Origin of the sequence: Roseimicrobium gellanilyticum (assembly GCF_003315205.1) — a bacterium.
Taxonomy (GTDB): domain Bacteria; phylum Verrucomicrobiota; class Verrucomicrobiia; order Verrucomicrobiales; family Verrucomicrobiaceae; genus Roseimicrobium; species Roseimicrobium gellanilyticum.
The window spans coordinates 1-21,432 of sequence record NZ_QNRR01000018.1 but is presented as its reverse complement, the minus strand read 5'-3'; the positions used below and the strand labels follow the sequence as shown (position 1 = coordinate 21,432).

The 21,432-nt window shown below is 59.8% G+C and carries 13 protein-coding genes; 6 read left to right on the top strand and 7 right to left on the bottom strand.

All coding sequences use genetic code 11. The features are described from left to right. Window positions 1-82: 82 nt before the first annotated feature. From DES53_RS29905 to DES53_RS29885, 5 genes are all read right to left on the bottom strand, one after another. On the bottom strand, window positions 83-3,157 hold the full coding sequence (locus DES53_RS29905; RefSeq protein WP_113962014.1) for a c-type cytochrome: 3,075 nt from the start codon (window positions 3,155-3,157) through the stop codon (window positions 83-85). Window positions 3,158-3,281: 124 nt separating this feature from the next. Next, complete coding sequence (locus tag DES53_RS29900; protein WP_170157534.1) at window positions 3,282-4,754, bottom strand: OmpA family protein; 1,473 nt, start codon at window positions 4,752-4,754, stop codon at window positions 3,282-3,284. A 126-nt stretch (window positions 4,755-4,880) separates the two neighbouring features. Beyond that, window positions 4,881-6,086, bottom strand: a complete 1,206-nt coding sequence (locus tag DES53_RS29895) for a S1C family serine protease (protein ID WP_113962012.1) — start codon at window positions 6,084-6,086, stop codon at window positions 4,881-4,883. Window positions 6,087-6,209: 123 nt separating this feature from the next. Further along, window positions 6,210-7,496 (bottom strand): ArnT family glycosyltransferase, encoded by a 1,287-nt coding sequence (locus DES53_RS29890; RefSeq protein ID WP_113962011.1) that lies wholly within the window; start codon window positions 7,494-7,496, stop codon window positions 6,210-6,212. Window positions 7,497-7,567: 71 nt separating this feature from the next. Further along, on the bottom strand, window positions 7,568-8,458 hold the full coding sequence (locus DES53_RS29885) for a PPK2 family polyphosphate kinase (protein ID WP_113962010.1): 891 nt from the start codon (window positions 8,456-8,458) through the stop codon (window positions 7,568-7,570). A 176-nt stretch (window positions 8,459-8,634) separates the two neighbouring features. Here DES53_RS29885 and DES53_RS29880 point away from each other — a divergent pair, with 176 nt between their 5' ends. The 3 genes from DES53_RS29880 to DES53_RS29870 all read left to right on the top strand — a co-directional run bounded on the left by DES53_RS29880 (window position 8,635) and on the right by DES53_RS29870 (window position 14,421). Beyond that, window positions 8,635-12,003, top strand: a complete 3,369-nt coding sequence (locus DES53_RS29880) for an inverse autotransporter beta domain-containing protein (RefSeq protein ID WP_170157533.1) — start codon at window positions 8,635-8,637, stop codon at window positions 12,001-12,003. Window positions 12,004-12,262: 259 nt separating this feature from the next. Beyond that, window positions 12,263-13,795, top strand: coding sequence for a sensor histidine kinase (locus DES53_RS29875; protein ID WP_170157532.1), 1,533 nt, complete (start codon window positions 12,263-12,265; stop codon window positions 13,793-13,795). Then, entirely contained in the window at window positions 13,792-14,421 is a 630-nt protein-coding gene (locus DES53_RS29870) for a response regulator transcription factor (protein ID WP_113962007.1), read from the top strand. Before DES53_RS29875 ends, DES53_RS29870 begins: the two co-directional genes overlap by 4 nt. A gap of 22 nt (window positions 14,422-14,443) precedes the next feature. Here the strand turns inward: DES53_RS29870 and DES53_RS29865 are convergent, their stop codons facing one another. Continuing rightward, window positions 14,444-15,214 carry a GDSL-type esterase/lipase family protein gene (locus DES53_RS29865; RefSeq protein ID WP_245958293.1) on the bottom strand — a complete coding sequence of 257 codons (771 nt, stop codon included), beginning with the start codon at window positions 15,212-15,214 and terminating at the stop codon, window positions 14,444-14,446. Between the two features lie 100 nt (window positions 15,215-15,314). On the opposite strand from DES53_RS29865, the gene DES53_RS29860 reads away from it, so the two are divergent. The 3 genes from DES53_RS29860 (at window position 15,315) to DES53_RS29850 (ending at window position 20,641) form a co-directional block, all read left to right on the top strand. After that, the gene (locus DES53_RS29860; RefSeq protein WP_113962006.1) at window positions 15,315-16,004 is read left to right on the top strand and encodes a hypothetical protein; all 690 of its coding nucleotides are present in this window, start codon (window positions 15,315-15,317) and stop codon (window positions 16,002-16,004) included. A 125-nt stretch (window positions 16,005-16,129) separates the two neighbouring features. After that, window positions 16,130-19,189, top strand: coding sequence for a PSD1 and planctomycete cytochrome C domain-containing protein (locus tag DES53_RS29855; RefSeq protein WP_113962005.1), 3,060 nt, complete (start codon window positions 16,130-16,132; stop codon window positions 19,187-19,189). Between the two features lie 3 nt (window positions 19,190-19,192). Then, the gene (locus DES53_RS29850) at window positions 19,193-20,641 is read left to right on the top strand and encodes a DUF1501 domain-containing protein (protein WP_113962004.1); all 1,449 of its coding nucleotides are present in this window, start codon (window positions 19,193-19,195) and stop codon (window positions 20,639-20,641) included. Window positions 20,642-20,769: 128 nt separating this feature from the next. Here the strand turns inward: DES53_RS29850 and DES53_RS29845 are convergent, their stop codons facing one another. After that, window positions 20,770-21,234 (bottom strand): DUF1579 domain-containing protein, encoded by a 465-nt coding sequence (locus tag DES53_RS29845; RefSeq protein ID WP_245958292.1) that lies wholly within the window; start codon window positions 21,232-21,234, stop codon window positions 20,770-20,772. Window positions 21,235-21,432: the final 198 nt, after the last annotated feature.

Sequence of the window (21,432 nt, the reverse complement as noted above, 5' to 3'; positions counted from 1 at the left end):
ATTCTTGGCCACCATCGGTGTAGCATGGTCATGACTGGGGACAAAAAAGGCGGCACCTCAGGTGCCGCCTAAAATGCAGGACTTACTTGAACATGGGATCCTCTTTGTTCCCCTTGCTCAGCAGGTAGGCCATGAGGTCCAGGATGTCACTTTCGCTCAGCGTGTTCAGCAGGCCGGGGGGCATCATGCTCACCTTGCTCTGCTCCATGCTCTTCACCAGCTTGCGATCCACGGCCTGGGTGGCGTTGGGATCCATCATGTTGATGTTTAGCGTGATGCGATCACCGGCGAGGTTCATGATGCGACCGAAGACCTTGCTGCCGTCATTAAGGGTGACTTCGAGCTGGCCGTACTGATCGCTGATTTCCTTGCTCGGTTCCACGATGTGCACCAGGAGGTCACGCACGCTGTACTTGCCGGCCACACTGGTGAGGTCGGGTCCGATGGCGCCGCCTTCCTGACCGAAGCGATGACAGGCAAAGCACGTAGCCTGGCCGAAGAGATTGCGGCCGTTGTCGAAGTTGCGCCCACCTTCCAGACCCACACCGAGGAGATGATCGAGATCCGCCATGGTGTAGTTCTTCACGAAGTTGCGCGGCGTGAAGGTGAATTGGGGCGTCTGCACATCGGGCTTTGCTTCCAGCACGGGCTTGAGAGCCACCTTCTCGGCATCGGTAAGACCGGCTTCGGCGTCCTTGCGGATGTCCTGCATGAAGAGGCTGAAGCTCGCGCCACCCTTGTACGTGGGAGCGCGCAGGCAGACCCACTTGAAGAAGCGCTCGCGCAGCTCGGGCGTCCATCCGTTCTTTGCGAAGCGCAGGCTCATGGCGTGAGCAATCTGCTCTTCCTGCGTGGGAGCAGTGTCCACGAGGGCCACGGCCTTCGGAAGGAACGCGGCGTCACCCAGGTAGGTGAGCACCTCGGTGAGGTCCACATTCAGCCAGGGATCACTGGTGGGGAAAAGCTTCGAGAGCTTCGCCGCTGTCTTCTCCTTCAACGCTGCCTCGGGTTCACCCAGGCGGGCAAAGGCGAGGTAGTAGTCACGCACGTACGTTTCACGATCGATGCCCTTAAGCGTGGCGAAGTCGATCTTGTCCAGCGAGGCGAGCACCAACGGCAGCAGCGCCTTGTCACCCTTGGCACTGCGGACCAGTGCCATCAGCGCGGTGAGTGAAGCGCGCGGATTGGTTTCGTTAAGCGCACGATCCTTCCAGCTCTCCACGGGCTGATGCTCCAGTGCGATGCGTGCCGCGAAGCGGATGAAGCGATCCTCGTGACCGAGGTGCGGCCAGGCAAAGTCCACGGCCTTGGCATCGGTCTTGTGATAAGCCTCAAGCTCGCGACGCAGCTTGTGCAGCGCTTCCGTGGAGTCTGCGCCACCGGCAGCACCATCGAAGCCCACCGCTTTCGTTTCCACCGTGGCAGCCTGCAGTTCCTTGAGGGAAAGCTTGCCGCCGCCGGTCTTTGTCATGGCAGGTGCCTTGGCGGTAGCAGCGGTGTCTCCTGCATAGGTCACGCGATACAGACCGCTCTGTACACGACGACCACCGATGGTGACATACATGGCGCCATCCTTCGGGGAAATCAGCACGTCCGTCAGCGGAAGCGGCTGGGCAGCCATGAACTCCTCGAAGTCCGCGGCGTATCCGGCACCGCTCTTCTTCAGGTGCACGGCGTACATCTTGCCGTAGCTCCAGTCGCAGATGTAGAAGGCGTCCTGATACTTCTGCGGAAACTTCGCGCCATAACCAAAACCCACGCCGGTGGGAGAGCCCGGGCCGATGTCCACAGTCGGGGGGAGGTTGTCCTCCCAGCGCACGGGCCACTTCTTCGAAAGCGAGCGCCAGCCGTACTCACCGCCGCTGAGCACGTGGCACACACGGGTGGGGCGGTACCAGGGCACGCTGAAGTCCCACTCCATGTCCGCATCGAAGGTGAAGAGATCGCCATCCTTGTTGAAGGCGGCGTCATATTCGTTGCGGAAGCCGGTGCAGATGAGCTCCCAGTTCTTGCCTTCGGGATCCGTCTTCGCCACCCAGCCACCGGGAGCCATCACTTCACGCATGAAGCCGCGACCGATGAGCGGGGCGAGAAGGCGATCTTCATCCCAATGCTGTGGAACGCAGCTGCTGTTCAGCTCCGTGATCGGAGTCTGGTTGCCAACGATGCAGTAGAGCGACTTGCCATCGGGACCCACCACCACAGCGTGTGGTCCGTGTTCGCCGCCCTTGTTGGGGAAGGCGCGGAGCTGTTCCACCTTGTCGAACTGGTCATCGCCATTCGTGTCCTGGATGCGCCACAGGCCACGTGGATACTTGTCCGAGTTCGTAATCGCATACAGCGAGCCGAAGGCATACACGAGGCCTTGCGCTTCGCCGATTTCCGCCGGGATGGCTTCCACCTTGGTGTCGGTGGCCTTGCCGCCCAGTGCAGGAAGGGTCACCCGGTAGAGCTTGCCATACTGGTCGCTCACAATGAGACGGCCCTTGTCGTCGAAGCAGGTGGCTACCCAGGAGCCCTGCTCCGCCATGGGCACGCTGTAGAGGAGTTCGACCTTGAAGCCTTCTTTGATCTTGATGTCCTTCACCGCCGTGGCTTCGGGAGCCTTGAGGTTTGCGGCTTGCGCGAGGGTGTCATTGGTGACTTTCTTCCAGGGACCTTCGCCCAGCTTGGCCACCACGAAGGCGGGCTTCCATTCCTTGTCCTTGAAGTCGGCGTTCTTCCAGCCGTCTTCCGCCTTGTCGCTCTGCTTCCAGGAGCCGTCGCTGACCACTTCGCGCACGCCCTTGGGAGTTTCCAGCACCACCTTCACCAGCAGACCGGCCTTGTCATTGCCGCCATTGCCCGCTTCCACGGAGATGACGTTCCGTCCATTGGAGGTGAAAGGGCTCAGGTCCTTCACCTGGATTTTGTCCCAGCCCGTGCCCTTCAGTGCCTCCTTGCCATTCACGTAGACGGTCATGGAGTCGTCACTGGCGGCGTAGAGACGCACGGTGTCCCTCGGATTCACCTCAAAGGTCTTTCGGAAGAAGACTTTCTGGTTCGGCTTGGCATCGGCGGCGGCCCAGATCCAGTTGGGAGTTTCTGCGCGGAGCGCAGCAGGGACGCCGGCCACCAGGAAGCTGGCGGCAAGGAGAGTGCGGGTGAGTCTGGTCATGAGCGGTTGAAGGAAAAGGAAAGGGGATGGCCTGCCTGAAAAGCAGGCAAATCCAAACGACCTTTCACCCGCCCCCCTTTCAGTGGGAGCGATGCCTTTGCAAACCGCTGATTCTTCGCGTGGATTAAAAATCCAGCAGGATTTCCGCGCGACGGTTGCGGGAGCGGCCCTCAGGGTTGTCCGTGCCATCCCCCTTCACATTTGGGCTCAGGGGGTTTGCCTTGCCGAAGCCGATGGTCTCGATCTGCGCCACCGGCACCCCTTCATCCAGGAAGAATTGCTTCACCGCGTCCGCACGCTTCTTGGAAAGGGCCAGGTTGTACGCATCTGCCCCAAGGGCGTCTGTATGACCACCAATCTTGATCTTCCGGGTCGGGCTGTTCTTCAGGATGCTGGCGATGATCTTGAGCTGGGTCTGGGCGCGGGGGTGGAGGATGTCGGAATCGTACTCGTAGTAGAGCGCAATGCTCTCACCGCCCTTGGGGTTCTGCACCAGCGGGGTGTAGGGTACGCCCGCGGCGGTGGAGGAGCGGGCATTGTCTGCCAGCAGCTTGGAGAGGTTCAGGCCGATGACACGCCAGCCGTCTCCCTTCTTCTCCAGTTCCAGGCCGAATTCCGTCTCCTCCTTGAGCAGGTCGGATTGCACCTTGGCGATGATCCAGCTCGTGTTCTCCGTGGCCACGGTGACCACGAGTGGCTTGGAACCGGCCAGCTTGTACTTTCCATCTTCGAAGACAATGCACAGGCCAGCCACCTTCATGGGTGGAACGCGCTCACTGTCCACCAGGCGGTTCACCGCGTCATAGTCCAGCTTGAGCAGGTGGCCCACGAAATCGCTGGCGAAGACGATGGCATCCGGCCGTGCCTCCAGCACAAAGAGGGGTTTCGCAGCGGGCGTGCTCGGGGGAATGGGAGCACCTCCCTGAGGATTGATGGTCGGTGGAGCGGTGACCGGCGGCGTGACGGCAGCCATGACCTGTTCGAGTTCCTTCGGCAGGCGCACGGTGCCCACTTTCCATCCCATGTCGGGATCCTTCTGCACATCGATCTGGATGCGGATTTGCTCCTGGCCGCCGCCGGCCTTTATCAGCGGAATGCCGAGGCGTACCGCCGGCCCTACTTGCCCGATGGTCTGGATGAGATCGGGTTGCACTGGCTTGTAGCCCAGTTCTTTGATTTTGTTCAGAGCTGCCATGGCTCCAGCTTCCTGGGAAGGATCGCCGCCCGAGATGATCTTCGCCGCTGCCGGCAAGTCACCGATCATCATGCTGCGGGCGAGTTGCTCCGCGACATCCACGGGTCGAGCAAAGCCAAGCACAGGGGCGGGAGCGGGTGCTGGCGCGGCGGCGGGCTGCCCGGCGGCTTGAGTTCCGGCTCCGGGTGTTTGTGCTGCAGCACCGGGAGCGTTGACGGCTTGTTGGGCCGCAGCTTCCGCAGCGGCTTGTTCCGCCATGGCCGCTTCGCGCTGAGCGTCGATTTTTTTCTTCGTGAAGAAGAAAAACACCGCCCCGCTGATGGCCAGTGCCACCAGGATCAAGAGGATGGGTCCAAGCGCTCCACCATGCGGGTGGAATCGATTGCGGCGGGTTCGGGACATAAGCATCATGTGTTCCAGCCTGCCAATAATGCAACCCGGCAGAGCTGCTTTGTCGAGGGGAATTGCCCCTGCAAAACACCAGGAATGAATCGTCAAAAGCGGCCGGACGGCTGCCTCCGCATTGTACTACCTTTGCGGAAACTGCGGCACCTGCGGTTGTTGCTGGGGGCGCGGCTGGGGTACGACGGAGAGTTTCACGAGTTTGCCGGCGCGGACCACCGTCATTTCCACCGGCTGACCCGGCTTCGAGCGGCGGATGAACCGGAGCAGTTGGTTGGCGGACTCCACCCGGCGATCCCCGTAGAGCGTCACCACATCTCCCGGCTGGAGGCCTGCCCCCTGTGCGGGTGAGCCCTGGCCAATGTTGGTGACCATGACACCGAGAGAATTTCCCTGCTGGGACTTCACGGTGACAACATTGGGGTCCACCACCAGACCGAGGAAGCAATCGGTGCGGGTGCGCTTTTGCAGCATCGCATCTACGGACTCTTTGGCGTCATCTGCCGGGATCGCCAAGCCGATGCCCTGCCAGTGCTGCTGGGGCTGGGTCGGATTGCTCCCGGTGAAAATGGACTCATTCACTCCCACGATTTCGCCGCGCAGGTTCACGAGAGGGCCACCGGAGTTGCCGGGGATGATGTTCGCATCCGTCTGCAGGAACTCCATGGCGCTGTCCTGCGTCCAGCGCTGGGTGGCGCTGATGATCCCCTGTGAAACCGTACCGCTGAAGCCGAGAGGATTTCCCACGGCAAAGACAATCTGGCCCACCTTCACCTCATTGGAATCGGCGAACGAAAGGGCAGGGAAATCCTTCCGGTTGCTTAGGATGCGGATGACCGCGAGGTCCACGGATGGGTCGACCCCTACGAGCTCCGCAGGGAAGGTCGTGTGATCATTCGTGGTCACCTCAATCTGCCGTGCACCCGCGACCACGTGGTAGTTCGTCACCACGTGGCCTTCCTTGGTGATGATGGACCCGGAACCGAGGCCCTTTTGCCGGACCATGGCGCCACCCTGGAGAGCTTCGATGATGTTGCGTGGGCGTGCTGCCACTACGGATTCCGTATTGATGCTGACTACGGAAGGCAGTACTGCGGCGGCCAGCTTCGAATACTCGGCGTTGAGCATTTCCAGCCCGGGTAGCTCTCCCTTGGGCAAGGCTGGTTTGGTGTCAGGAAGTGCGGTGATGGTCTCCTCCGTGGGGGGAGGGGTGCCCTTCAGGGCGTCAAAAAGGTCATACCCCGGACGGCTCTGGCGCCAGCCTTTGTAGATCCAGCCGACCAGAAGGAAGATGACAAGGACAAGGATGATGCGGCGAATCTGAGAACCCATGGAGGTGAGTGGATGGGAGGGGCGTGATTTGTACCGGAAACGATTGTGCAGGACCCCGCGTGGTCAAGGGGGTAGGAATAGAATCGCGCTACATCCGGGTGCCGGGTCTTTCCGCGTCCACCCTTACACCTTGGGCCTGGCAGGTTCGTCATCCGGCAGGATCTCCAGCCGGAGATGCCGCCGCAACAAGGGCGTGGCCACCACCCACAGCACAGGGGTGATCACGGTGAAGTAACGCGAGCGTGCCGTCGCCAAGGTGCTGCCCCCCATGTAGATGCAGGCAAACACCGCCAGCACAATGAGCGGGCCGGGCTGCTGAAAGGGACGTCTGAGGGCGAACCATGCGGCGGCGGCCATGAGGATGAGGAACGGCACATGGAAGCACACGATGATCACCGTGGTGAGTCCTTCATTCTTGAATGCGGCGGGCAGGCCAATGAAGTAGCGGCAGACGTTGCACACCCAGTTGTAGGCGAGTTTGCTCTTGGGCGCGGTGCGCAGGTTCTCCTTGGCCACGCGGGTGAACTCCGCCTCGCGCTCCAGGACGGGAAGCTTGATGATGCGGGCGATGAATTCACGATGGTAGGGAGCGAGCTGGGGCAGGTTCTGCGCTTCGTCGTAGTTGTACCAGTGACCGTTGGTGCCGGGGGAGGTGGCGGTTGCCCAATAGAGGAGTTCACCACTGTTCGTGGACCAGCGGTAGTAGGTACCGGTTTTGGCCTTCGTGTAGAAGAGATAGGGCTGGCACATCAGGAAGGAGAGTGCCAGCACGCCCACGGTGCGTCCCCAGGTCTGGCGCAGGCTCTTCCACACGGCCCAGCACCCGAGTGACCCGACCAGCATGGCTGTGATCACATGGCCGAACATCACGCGCGTCATCACCAGCCACGTGAGGATGACGGAAGTGAGAAGCACCCATTTCCACGCACCGCTCTTCGCCGTGAGCGTGCGCATGAAACTCCAGGCCAGCGCGGAAACGAGGAGGAAGGTGAGCGATTCGGTGACAATGTCCTTGGCATTGATCCACGTATCCGGGTGCAGCACGAACCACGCGGTGGCAATTTTCGCCCAGCCGTCGCTGGCCCACGTCCGCACGGTGCGGAAGAGGAAGGCGGCAGCCAGGGCGCAGAACACTGCATTCTGGATGCGGGCCCAATAGAGCGGGATGCCAAACTTCACATAGGGATACAAGGCGATGGTGTAACCTGGGCCGTTGACGAAGTCCGGATTGTCATCCGTGACCAGGTATCCCTTTGTCATGTTCTCCGCACAGGCCCAGTAGCGGGGTTCATCTCCCACCAGGGTCTCCGTATGCTGCGTGGTGATCCAGAGGGAGTAGACCAGCGTGACTGCGATGAAGATCGCCGTCTCCCAGCGCAGGCCTTTCACTTTGGTTTCCACCAGTTCCATCCAGCCACTTTTCGCTGGTGGACAAAATCGCAAGCGGAAAGTGCCCCCTGCTGATCCGGAATTGAGGAAGATTACTTCTTGAGTTCGGCTGCGAGCTTCCTTTTGCTCCGTGCCATGGCGGCCCGCTCGTTCTCCGGGAACTGCGGCCACTCCAGATGCAGCTTGCGCATCTCATGACGGAGCACGGAGGCCACGATGAGGCGCATGTTCTTCTTGCTGTCACCAGGGATCACATACCATGGCGAGTCCGGCGTTCCGGTCTTCCGGATGCATTCCTCGTAGGCATCCATGTACTCCTCCCAGTGCTCCCGCTCAGAGAGATCACCTTCGTTGAACTTCCAGTTCTTGGATGGGTCTTCAATGCGGGCAAGGAAGCGCTCCGCCTGTTCCTTCTGGGAAATATGGAGGAAGAACTTCACCACATGGGTGCCATTGCGCGCGAGGTGCTTTTCGAAGTCGGCGATGCTTTCGTAACGCTGCTGGTAGAGCCTCTTCATGTCCTTCGTCTTCGCCTCGGGCAGGCGCTGGTACTTCTGGATAATCTCGGGGTGCACTTTGCAGATGAGGACTTCTTCGTAGTAGCTGCGGTTGAAGACGCCAATCTTGCCGCGCGTGGGCAGCTTTGTGGTGGAGCGCCAGAGGAAGTCGTGATTCAGCTCCTCTTCACTGGGAGTCTTGAATGAGTGCACCTCCACGCCCTGGGGGTTCACGCCGGAGAAGACATGCTCGATGGTGCTGTCCTTCCCTGCGGCGTCCATGGCCTGGAACACGACCAGCATGGCATGGCGGTCGTGCGCGTACATCTGGGCCTGCATCTCATTGATGTCATCGCGCACGGAACTCAGCTTGCTTCGGTAGTCCACGTCGTCGGCATACAGACTCTTGATCTTCGTGGGCAGTTTCCGCAGTTTGATGGGGGACTTTTTTGGAAAACGGAACTGGGCAAGATCGATTTTCGGCATGCGCCCATTCTCGCTTCCATGACGAAGCTCGCAACTGGTGAGTGAGGCATCGGACGAACATTGTACGCCGGAAGGCGTATGGAAACGCGGCCTCATACGCCGGTGGGCGTATGGTGGGAAACGCGGGTGCGTGGGAGGGTCGCCGGAAACTGAACCGGCACTTGACCCTACCCATCATGAAAGTCTCCCATGCCATCATCCTGGCCGCCTGCTGCCTCGCCTTCCCGTCATTTGCAGGACCCGTGGAAAAGAATCCCGTCGCTACCACGCAACCTCTTCACGAACCGTGGACCATGCCCCTCTTGGGATCCGGAGCGCATTCAAATGATGCCTACACGGACGGACATATCCTCTTAAATGTGCCTTTGTGGAGTACCATAGGTACCGATGGCACACTTGGCGGCAGCTATCTGTTCCTGGAACCATATACCAGCATCGGCGAAGAGGGGGAGAATGCCTCATCGCTGGGCATCGGATTCAGGCATCTTTTCAATGATCAGCCGATTTCGGCACTCACCGAGCGTGGGCAGGCGGCTTTTCTTGAGGAAGGCTGGTATGTCGGAGGCAGTCTTTTCATCGACATGCTCAGGACGGAGCATCGCAATGAATTCTGGCAGCTTGGGTTCGGGGCGGAGATTGGTACGCGCTACCTGGAGCTGCGCGGCAATTACTACCTGCCGCTGGAAGGCGGAAGAAAGTCGGCTGGTTCGCAGGTAGATCGGCAGACCTTCACCTCGAGCAGCACCCGCAGGAATACGTCACTCTCCGGGAGTGACCCTTTCGCCACGGGAAATCTTGTGCTGCAGGATGTCACCCAGACAACCACGGCTACCACCACCTTCCGCACGACCACGCTAACACGCACGACTCAATTTTACGAGCGTGGCATGGAAGGCTGGGACATCGAAGCGGGATTTCTCATTCCGGGACTCGATGAACACATGGATGTGAAAATCATCGGGGGCTATGCGAGTATGGAGAACCAGCCCTTTGGTCCCCAGGAGCGCGGCACAGGGCCCATTCGTGGCTGGCGTGCCGGCCTTGAGATCCGTCCTGTGCCGGCTGTGGTGCTCACGGGCCTGTGGCACGAGAATGAGGCCTTCACCGGCAGCAACTGGAGCGCAGGCATTGAACTGCAGATACCGCTCGATCGTACGTGGAAGGATGCTTTCAAGCCACGCCGCCGCCATCTCGTGGAACGCATGGCGGAGCCGGTGCACCGGCAGAATGCGGCCATCCGGATTGCGCACAGTGCAGAGACCAAGACGACATCCAAGACCAGTGTGAAGCGTGTCACCAAGGTGGTCTCACAGAGCTCACAGCGTATCGTGTTGGAAGATGACATCATTTTCGTGAACAACGGCGCGCCCGTGGGCAACGGCATCCAGTCGGGCAATGATGCTGCCGGCGATGGTACTGCCGAAGCACCCATGGCGACCATTCAGGCGGGAGCAAACATCGCCATGGCGAACAGCAATGGCACAGGACGGATCTGGAATGTGTACTCCCAAGGCACCCCAGCCGGATACGCGGAGGACGTGCAGGCCAACGCTGGCAGTGTGAATTTCATTGGAAGCGGACGCCTCATTCCAGGCAAGGGCGGGAAGAATTTCGGAGCAGGTCCGGCTCCGATGCTGACGGGAGGTTTTAATGCGAACACCATTCCCTTCTTCGGAGTCACGGCGTACCGTGTGGTAGATGGCCTGTCCGCTGCGCCCGCAGGCGTCGGGATCAACATCAACAACGTTCGCCGCTATCTGGTGGATGGAAATGGTCTGGCTGATGTGAATGTCGGTGTGAACGTCTTTTCCGATGGCATCCTCAACTCGGGGGGGACGATCCGGGGGAACACCATCACCAGCGGCAGCATGGGCATCTCCGTGCGTGGCACGGACGACGCCGTGCAGGATGTGCTGATCCATCACAACGCGCTGGTCAACAACGTCGGCAACGATATCAACGTCACGCTCTCAAGCAGCGTACTCAATCTCACTCTCCAGGGGAATCGCTTCCAGGGTGGTGGTACGGCGGCATTCGAGCTGAATGCCAGCGATGATGCCGCAGTGACCTTCGCGAGCACGAGCAACGCGTTTCAGAACACAGGGACCTCTGCTTATGAAATGTTCCTGACCAATGCCTCGGTGGTTGCCGGCATTATTTCCGATGACTTGCTTGCCAACATCGGAGCCAATGGGGTGGATGTCCATGCGAACGAAGATGCCCGTGTCGGGCTGTCCGTGTTGCGCAATGTCATGACTAACGTGACTGGTGACGGCATCTCCGTGCTTGCTGAGGGGGACACGGTGGGACTCTTTGGTTTCAATAGAAACTCATTCTCGCAGATCACCGGTCAGGCGATTGATATTGAGCTGACCGAAAGTGCGGATGCGGTTGCCTTTGCGAATCTGAACACCATCACCGCTGCCAATCGCGGGGTGCGCGCTATCACCCGTGGAGTTGCTGGTCTCGATCTTGCATCTGACTTCAATGCGATCGTGAACTCCGCGAACACCGGCATGGAGCTCCGTACCTTCGACACCTCGGGCATCACGGGTGCGCTCACGGGCAATTACATCCAGACTCCCGTGAACCAAGCCTTCGTGACCGTGGCGGGCGATACCTCCCTCCTCACCGCGATCATCAGCCACAATACCGTGGTGCATCCAGGCAACATAGGGATCCACGGCATCGCACGGAACCTGGGAGCGCTCGATCTGAATTTCTCTGACAACACTGTCATCGATGCCCCTGAGGAACACGTATTGGTATACTCTGAGGATTCAGGAGCGCTTTTGAGCCAAATCCATAGAAATAACCTTCTCACCACGGGAGCCGTCGATGGAGGCGGTGGTGTGCGGATGCAGGCTTTGGGCTCGAGCAGTCACACCATGGTGTTGTCCCAAAACACGATCGCGGATCTCGGTCCTCCTGGTACCGGTTCGTGGGGGATTTCAGTGTCTGGCCGGGATACTTCCTCGATGGTCGTCTACATCAATCAGAATGTGATTTCCAACGTGCAGACGAACTCCTTGAATGTGGGGACGGAAGAGTCTGCGAGTGCGGAGGGTGTTATCACGGGCAATGTCGTCACCGGGATACAGGCGATGGGAGTCGGCATCTTTGTAGCGGGTCACGGGACGATGGACTTCCAGGTCACTTTCAACACGGTACAGAATGTGGCAGGCAGAGGCATCGGCGCACTGGCAATGGACGGCGGGGATCTCCATTTGGACGTCGCCTTCAATGTAGTGAACAATACCGGGCTTGATGGTATCGAGTTCCGCGCCAACCCCGGCAGTGTGGGTTTGTCTGTGCTGAACTTTGATGGGAACACCGTCCTCAATACCGGCGGTGACGCCGGTGTCATCTTCCTGGAAGAACCCGGTAGCACGATGACCATCTACGGCACTCCAGGTACGGGGAACAACATCATCGATGGCTCCGCCACCTGGCGGGTGCTGGACCAATTCGGCACCACGGAGGGCATCTTCCATATCGGTCCGCCCGTGAATGCCGACCGCCTGGACAATACCAGTGTGCCGTGAGCCAAAGTCCATGGGTGACATTTTCCCGGAACTCATGAAACATGCCTCTGCTCCGCCCGGCGTGCCCTCGCCGTGATTCCCCAAGACGGCGCACTCCGTCATGCGTGCTCTGCTCCTCCATCTACATCTTCACGATGCAAAGACTTCACCGCTTGGCAGGTGGAGATGGGGGTGGCTGGCGGCGGTGGCCCTGTGGATGTTGTTGCCGGGACGAGCTTGTTTGTGTGCCCAAGAAACTGCCCCAGCCCCTGTTCCTCCCGTGGTCACCCTCGCAGAAATGCACGAACGCATCGCGAAAGGTGACCAGACGCGGGTGACCGCCACCTGCACCGTCCTCTTTTGCTCTGCTCCTGGGGCCTACTATCTGCGTGATGACACCGGAAAGATCCGCGCGGGCTATGATATGAATGTGAGGCTGAAGGAGGGTGAGCGCGTGCGTTTCACCGGCATCCCGGTGACGTACCAGCCTGTGATTCTGTTCCGCACGCAGGGTCTTCCTGGAATCCCGTGGTTCAACGTGACCTCCATGGAAAAGGTCGGGCAGGGAAAGTATCCCGAGCCGCTGCTTCTTGAAACAGGGCTCCTCTACAAGGACCCGGCTGTGCACGCGAAGTATCATGGTGAGTATGTGGTCACCACGGGGCGGGTTATTGGGTACAGGGAGTATGCAGGCACTGCTTCTGGGCCAGCCTGGGCAGAGCGGGTGAAACAAGATATCGTCGATGTGGAGGTGCAGGGACGCACGGTGGAAGTGATGTTTCATCCTGGGCTCAATCCCCAGGATGCATTTCCCGTGGGCACGGTCGCCAGGTTTGCCGGGGTTTGCCGTCTAGGCCAGATGTCCAGTCAGGCGACGGTGGAGAGGGCTGCAATTCATGTGCTGGTCCCCGGTCTGGAACACACGCAAGTGATCACCCTGCCGCCTTTCTGGAAGATTCCCCGCAATCAGCAGATGCTGAAATTCACAGGAGTAGCGCTCCTGCTGTGCCTCGTCGGGGGCATCGTGGGATGGTGGCTCCAACGTAGGAGTATGAAGCTGCATCTGGCAGTGCAACGCAAAGGGGAACTGGAGCGTGCGCTGGAGCGGGAACAGGAGCTCAACAAGCTGAAGTCCCGCTTCGTCTCCATCGTGTCCCACGAGTTTCGCACGCCACTCGGCATCATTGGTTCGTCCGCGGAGATCCTGGAACACTACGAGGGCAAGCTCACTGCTGAGCAAAAGGCGGAGCATCTGCACGCCATCACGGAGAATGTGAAACGTACCGCACGCATGATGGAGGACGCGCTGGCGCTCAGTCGCATGGATAGCGGTGGCATCACCTTCAATCCCGCGAAGCTGGATGTGCGCGGGTTCTGCGAGCGTCTCTGTGATGAAATGCGCTCCGCCACGGCGAGGAGGAATCCCATTGAGCTTGAAATCGCGGAAGTCGTGGCTGGCCCGATCCTGCTCGACGAGGCCTTGCTCCGGCACATGCTGACGAACCTGCTCACCAATGCGGTAAAGTACTCTGAGGCAGGCGTTCCGGTACAGCTTCGGGTGCAGCGCAGTGGGAGTGACATCCGATTCGAAGTGGAGGACCATGGGATCGGTATACCTGAATCGGATCGCGACCGGTTGTTCGAGGCATTTCATCGCGCGGAGAACGTGGGCCACGTCCACGGCACGGGATTGGGGCTCGTCATTGCGAAGCGCTGCTGCGACCTGCATGGCGGTCAAATCTCCTTCCAAACTACAGAAGGCAAGGGTACCACCTTCACCATCATTCTTCCCACAACCAACCCAGCGATATGAGCTCCAGCATTCTGCTCATCGAGGACGAGCCACAGATGCGCTCAAATATGCGCACCGTATTGGAGCTCGAAGGCTATCAGGTCCAGGCCGTCTCCAATGGACGCCTCGGCATCGAAGCTCTTCGCAAGGAGAAGCCAGACCTGGTCCTGTGTGATGTGATGATGCCGGAACTGGATGGCTATGGGGTGCTGGCCCTCATGCGCAGTCGCGCGGAGACTGTGGACATCCCCTTCATCTTTTTGACTGCGAAGGGTGAGAAGTCGGACATCCGCACCGGCATGAACAGCGGCGCGGACGACTACCTCGTGAAGCCTGTCGGGATTCGCGATCTCATCGAAGCCATCGAGTCCCGCCTGCGGCGCAAGCGTGAGCAGGTGGCCAATGCCGTGCCTGCGCTCCCAAGCTTCGACTCGCCCTTGCCCCTCGAATCTCTAGGGCTCACTCCAAAAGAGGCCGAGGTGCTGCTGTGGATCGCCCAGGGCAAATCCAACGCTGAAACCGCCATCCTCCTGGGTAGTGCTGAAGCCACGGTGAAGAAGCACATGGAGCGCATCCTGCAAAAGCTGGACGTGGAAAATCGCGGCGCTGCTGCTTTGATTGCCATCGAAACCTTGACTCGAGCGTAGCCCCAGAGCTCCCAGGGCTCAATCACTTCGGGAGCACCGGATTCAGCGCCTCTGCCCAGATGGCATAGCCTTTCGCTCCGGGATGGAGGAAGTCCGGCATCATTTCCTTCGAAATGGTGCCATCCGGATTCGTGAGCTTCGCGGTGATGTCGAGATAGGTCACCCCTTTGGTGCCCTCCATCTTCTTCGCGAGGCGCTCGTTGATGGCGTTCACCTGCACGCGGCGGGTGTTGTCGGGCTTTTCACCGCGGGGGAATACGGCCATGACAATCACCTTCGCTGCAGGGCACTTCTCCTGCACGCGCTGTACGATGAGCGCGATGCCTTCCACGATTTCATCCGGCGTATTCTCCCGGGCGTTCTTGGTTCCGGCGAGGTTGTTGGTGCCGATGTGAATCACCACCGCCTTCGGCGCGAGTCCATCCAGTTCCCCAAGCTCGATGCGCTTGAGCACATTCTGCGTGCGGTCCCAGCCGAAGCCGAGGTTTAGCACGGGACGGTCGCCGAAAAGATCCTTCCATGCTTGTGCGCCCCGGTTGCCTTTGGGCTCATTCGGCTGGCCACCCCAGAAATGGGTGATGGAGTCACCGATGAGCACCACCTCGGGTTTGAGCTGATCCTTCACTGCCATCACCGCTGCATGACGCTGGTCCCACTCATAGAAATCCTTCTCCAGCTTGCCCACCGGGATGATGGCGGTATTGGTGGACTGGGCCTTTTCGTCCGCGCGAACGGGAGAGAAGCTCGCGAGCACGGCAAGGAACGGGAGAATGAGAAGTGAGGAGGCGCGCATGCGCACATCTCACGCATTCCGCCGCCGGATGGCAAGCAGAGATCAAAGGTCAACATCCAGACACGTGACAAATGCACCCTCATGGCGCAAACTCGCGCTCATGTTGACCCGACTGCTTGCCCCCGCTGTGCTCGTTCTGGCCACCTTCACCGTTCCCGCGCTCGCTTTGGATGTGAAGGATGTTTTTGTGAAGCTCCCGGCCTCCTGCTTCGACGCGTGGCCGGGCGAGGATAACAGTGCCATCAAGGACCCCGCCAAACGGAAGGTTCTCATCAATAGTCCTGAGGACAAGGTGGAGGAAGTGGGCCGTCCCATGCTGGTGTGGAAGGTTGAGGCGGATACCAAGAATGGCTTCATCAAGATCGACTCGAGTGGCGATGGCGAGGGCGCTGTCTTCACCATGGCGCTGTGGAATTGCAAGGACGGCACGAAGCTTGCCGGCGTGGCCATTGAGCAATGGACAAATGTGGCCAATGACACGGACCACATCTCCTTCTGGAAGGTGGATGGGGACAAACTCACGGAGGTCACCAAGGACATTCTGCCTGATCTGAACCTCTCGAGCTTCTACAGCGACAAGCGACAGGAACTGGTGAAGAAGGCCGCGAAGGACAACTTCCGCTGGTGGTGGCACCTGCCGCAGAAGGGAACGACCATCGATGTGTCCGCCCCAGCCATCGAACTGATTGAGGAATACGAGCCCCTGGCCAATCCCGACCATGCCTATGAGGGCCGCTGGGATGGGAAGAAATTCACCTGGGTGAAGGTGAAGCCCAAAGCCATCGAATAGTGGCAGGGGGCGTATCTGGCCCTGGTGATGGATCTTCTGGCTCCAGGGGCATAAGACTGTTGCTCCCTGGCCCGTTTTGGTAGGATGGAGGTCCGCCCTTTCGAGCGCCTGTCCCTCCTGCCCGCATGCCATCCCGCTCATCCATGCTCACCCTTGCCGTGCTCGGCGCGCTTTCTGGAGTGCTGTCGGCAGAGGGCACCGCACCTTCTACCCCTGACTTCACCACGGAAGTCCGGCCCATTCTTTCCCGGTACTGCTTCAAGTGCCATGGACCGGATGAGAAGACGCGCAAAGGTGGCCTGCGGTTGGATCTGCGTGACGAGACGCTGAAGCCTGCGAAGACGGGGGACATCGCCATCGTGCCGCACCAGCCGGACAAGAGTGCTCTGGTGGCACGCATCGAGACTCATGATCCGGACGAGATCATGCCGCCGCCGGATTCGAAGATGACCATCACGGCGGAGCAGAAGGAGATCCTCAAGCGATGGGTTGCCGGAGGCGCGGAATACAAGCAGCACTGGGCTTTCATCAAGCCGCAGCAAGTCAGGCCTCCGAAGGCAGGGAACGGAATGCCTGAGGCAGCGAATCCCATCGATGCGTTCATTCGCGCGAAGCTGAAGGATCAGGGATTCGCGCCCTCACCACCCGCGGATGCGGTGACTTTGGTGCGTCGCTTGTATCTCGATCTAATTGGTCTGCCGCCGAAACCAGAGGAGGTGGATGCCTTCGTGCAAGCTGCCTCGCGTGATCAGGAGGCGGCCATTCAGACGACGGTGGATGCCTTGCTGGCCTCTCCGCAATACGGCGAGCGCTGGGCCCGCCGCTGGCTGGACCTCGCGCGCTATGCAGATACGAACGGCTACGAGAAGGATCGCGAGCGCAGCATCTGGTCCTATCGCGATTGGGTGGTACGAGCGCTGAATGCGGACATGCCCTTTGATGAGTTTACCATTGAGCAGGTTGCGGGAGACATGCTGCCTGCCGCCACTGTGGATCAGCGCATCGCCACCGGGTTTCATCGCAATACGATGCTGAATGAAGAGGGCGGCATCGATCCTCTCGAGTTCCGCTATTACGCCATGGCGGATCGCGTGGCCACCACCGGCACCACGTGGCTGGGGCTTACGCTGGGTTGCGCGCAGTGCCACACACACAAGTATGATCCCGTCACGCACGTGGAGTATTTCCAGATCATGGCTTTCCTGAACAACGCAGATGAGCCGGATCTGAATCTGCCCGTACAGGAGGAACCGGAGGCGAAACAGAAGCGGCTTGAGCAACTCGCCCAGCAGACCGCTGCGTTGCCAACAAAGTGGCCGGGTGAGAAAAGCGATTCCGCCGAAATCCGTCGCCTGCTCGCGGAGGTTGCCTTCCAAAGATGGCTGGAGAAGATGCGCGGCGACAAGGTGGACTGGCAGGTGCTGCGTCCCACTGGGATGAAGACCAACATGCCGCATCTCACACAGTTGCCTGACGGCTCGGTGCTGGGTTCTGGTGATATCACCAAGAGTGACACGTATGAGCTGAAATTCCGCCCGTCTACTCAGGGCATCACCGCCATCCGTCTGGAAGCTCTGCCGCATCCAAGTCTGCCGGATCATGGCCCGGGCCTTGCCTACTATGAAGGACCCAAGGGAGACTTTTTCATGGGTGAGTTCCAGGTGACGACAAATGGCAAGGCGGTGAAAATCAACCGTGCGAGTGAAACCTATGCGCGCAACAATTTCGGAGGGCCCAACACACCTGCTGTCTCCGCCATGGCAGCGGTAGATGGTGATCCGCAGACTGGCTGGAGCTGCGCCAAGCGCCCGGGTGAGGCAAATGAAGCGGTGTTTGTCTTCGAGAAGCCTCTGGAAGGAACGGAGGAGATCTCCGTGAAGATGCTCTTTGGCAGGCACTATGCCTGCTCGCTTGGTCGTTTTCGCATCTCGGTCACCACCCACGCGAGCGGAGCTGAAGCACGGGGCATTCCACACAAACTGGAGCCGCTGCTGGCCATTCCTGATGCCGCACTGAAGCCTGCGCAGCGCAATCAACTCCGGACACATTTCCTCATGAATGCGCCTGAAGTGGCAGGTGCCGCGGACACCATCCGTGCTTTGCGCAAACCATCGGTGGCCCCAGTGAGTCTGGTCATGCGCGAGCGCCCCGCCTCCAATCCGCGCACCACTTACCTCTACAATCGTGGTGAGTACACCCAGCCGCAGGAGCAGGTGAAGGCGGAGGTCCTTTCCGTGCTGAACCCGCTGCCGAAGGAGGCGCCTCGGAACCGGCTCGCTTTCGCCCGCTGGCTCGTATCACCGGAGAATCCACTCACGGCGCGCGTCACGGTGAACCGCCAGTGGGAGATTCTCTTCGGACGAGGTCTTGTAAAGACCTCGCAGGACTTCGGCTTTCAAGGGGAAGTGCCAAGTCATCCTGAGCTGCTCGACTGGCTGGCCGTGGAGTTCATGAAGCAGGGCTGGTCGCTCAAGAAGCTGCACCGTCTTATCGTTACCAGCGCCACGTATCAGCAGTCCTCACAAGTGACGCCCGAGCTGCTGGCGAAGGATGCGGAGAATAAGTGGCTGGCGCGCGCCTCACGTCCACGTGTGGAGGCGGAGATTGTGCGCGACAGCGTGCTGTATGCCAGTGGCCTCCTTTCTCTGAAGATGGGCGGCCCGGGCGTGTATCCGCCACAGCCCGATGGCGTGGTGGACATCGCCTATGGCAAGAGCACGTGGGAGGCCAGCAGCGGAGATGACAGGCATCGTCGTTCGCTTTACACCTTCTTGAAACGCACCGCCCCCTTTGCCATGTCCACTACCTTCGATGCGCCCAGTGGAGAAGCGTGCGTGGCACGGCGTGATGTTTCCAATACACCTCTGCAGGCGCTCACGTTGTTGAACGACATCTTCATGGTGGAGGCGACCCAGTCGCTGGGTGCTCTTGCGTCGCAGCAACCGGGCACCGATGAGGCGAAGCTTCAGTTCATGTTCCGCCGCGTGCTTTGCCGTCAGGCGGGTGCTGATGAGGTGGCTGCATTGATCGAATATCTGGAAGCCCAGCGGAAGCGCATTCGTTCCGGAGAACTGGATGCTGCTGTCATCAGCGGGAACAAGGATGCCAGGGAGATCGACCGTGCTGCGTGGACACTGCTCGGGCGCGCCCTTTTCAATCTCGATGAATTTGTCACGAAAGGCTGAGCCATGCAGAATCGCCCCCTTCATCCGCTGCAAGTTTCCCGCCGCCACTTCCTGCAGGAGTGTGGCGTTGGATTGGGAAAGGTGGCTCTCGCTGGCCTGCTCACGGACACACTTGCTTCACGTGTCCGTGGGGCGCCCACACCGGCATCCACGGATCCGTTGCGCCCGCTGAAACCGCATTTCCCCGGAAAGGCGAAGCACGTGATTCACCTCTTCATGGCAGGCGCGCCTTCGCAGCTCGACCTGTTCGATTACAAGCCGGCGCTGGCAAAGTTGGAAGGAAATCCACTGCCACCCTCGGTGATAGGCAATCAGCGCTATGCTTTCATCCGCCCGGATGCCGCCGTGCTTGGTCCCCGCTTTCAGTTTGCGAAGCATGGTCAGAGCGGCGCGGAGTTGTCGGAGGCCATGCCGCATCTCGCCAGGATCGTGGATGACATCTGCATCGTGCGCTCGTGCAAGACGGATCAGTTCAATCACGCGCCCGCGCAGCTTTTCTTCAACACCGGTTTCTCGCAACCCGGCCGGCCCTCGCTTGGGTCATGGGCGCTTTATGGGCTTGGGTCGGAGACTCAGGATCTTCCCGCCTTTGTGGTGATGAGTACTGGAAGCGGACTGAGCGGGGGCTCGGCCCTGTGGTCCAGTGGCTTCCTCCCCACGGTGTACACGGGAGTGCGCTTCCGCTCCCAGGGGGATCCCATCCTGAATGTCTCAAGCCCCAGCGGCATGGACGCACGTCTGCAGCGTGACACGCTGGACCTTGTGGGCAAAATGAACCGCAGGCAGATGGAAGCCGTTGGTGATCCGGAGATCAACACGCGCCTCGCCAACTATGAAATGGCCTTCCGTCTGCAGACCAGCGCACCGGAGCTCATGGACCTAAAGAGCGAGAGCAAGGCCACGCTGGACATGTATGGCTGCGATCCGGCCAAGCCCTCCTTTGCACGTGCCTGCTTGCTCGCGCGTCGAATGATCGAGCGCGGTGTGCGTTTCATCAATATCTACCACGAGGGCTGGGACGCTCACTCAGACGTGACGGGCAATACGAAGAAGAATTGTGCAGCCACGGACCAGGCCAGCGCTGCACTGGTGCGTGATCTGAAACAGCGTGGTCTGCTGGATGACACGCTCGTGATTTGGGGTGGTGAATTCGGCCGCACGCCCATGGTGGAGACGAATCCCGCATTGGGCCGCAGCCTCGGGCGCGATCACCATCCGCAGGCCTACACCATGTGGATGGCCGGTGGCGGCATCAAGTCCGGTGTGACCTACGGCTCCACGGATGAGATGGGTTTCCACATTGTGGACAAGCCGGTGCACGTGCACGATCTCCAGGCCACCATCCTGCACTGCATGGGCTTCGATCATGAGCGCCTGACCTTCCATCATGCGGGCCGAGACTTCCGCCTGACGGATGTGCACGGGCATGTGGTGAAGGATATTCTTGCATAGCCAATGTGGAAGGTTTCTCCAGAAGCCTTTCATGTGGCCGCACGCACTGTGGAAAAAGAAAGCGGACAGAACCTGGAATCAGGTTTCTGTCCGCTTCAATGAAAGGCTTCTGGAGAAGCCTTCTACGTTTACTTCTTCCGCGTGTACTCGCCCTTCACGATCAAGGTCCACTTGCCGTCGTCTTCCTTGATGGATGAGGTGAAGATGCGGTGGTCAGGGCTCTTGAATTCCACGGTTTCACGGAACTCGCGAAGCTTGCCCTGACTCTTGGGGCAGGGGCCGCTGGATTCGAGTGTCAGCAATTTACCTGCTTCATCGACGGTGCCTTCATACTGCCACAGGTAGCTGCTCATGCCGTCGATCCAGGTGCCGATGTATTTCTTCTTCGCGGGATCATAGCCCAGAGTGATGAGGCTGGACATGGGCATGCCCATCATTTCTGCCTTGCCTTCACCGATGACCCAGAAGCCACCGACCATCTTGGCAGTTTCGGAGCCCTTGCAGGTCATCGGTGGTTTTCCGGGCTCCATGTAAACCTCTACGGAGGTGTCCCACTCTCCGACGAATTGCTTGAGCCACTCGTGCTCTTTCACGGGTGGTGGCATTTGGGGCATGTCCGCAGCCTGCAGGCATACGGAGGCGAGGAAGGCACAGGCGAGTGTGGCTAGAGCATTTTCTATTTAATTTGTCGCATAATTGGCATGACGAAGAAAGTTGGCGCAGTGCTCTGGTGAGAACGTGTCCAGTGCTTGCGCGACGGCTGCTTCCAAACCTTCAAAGGTGCGTTGGGC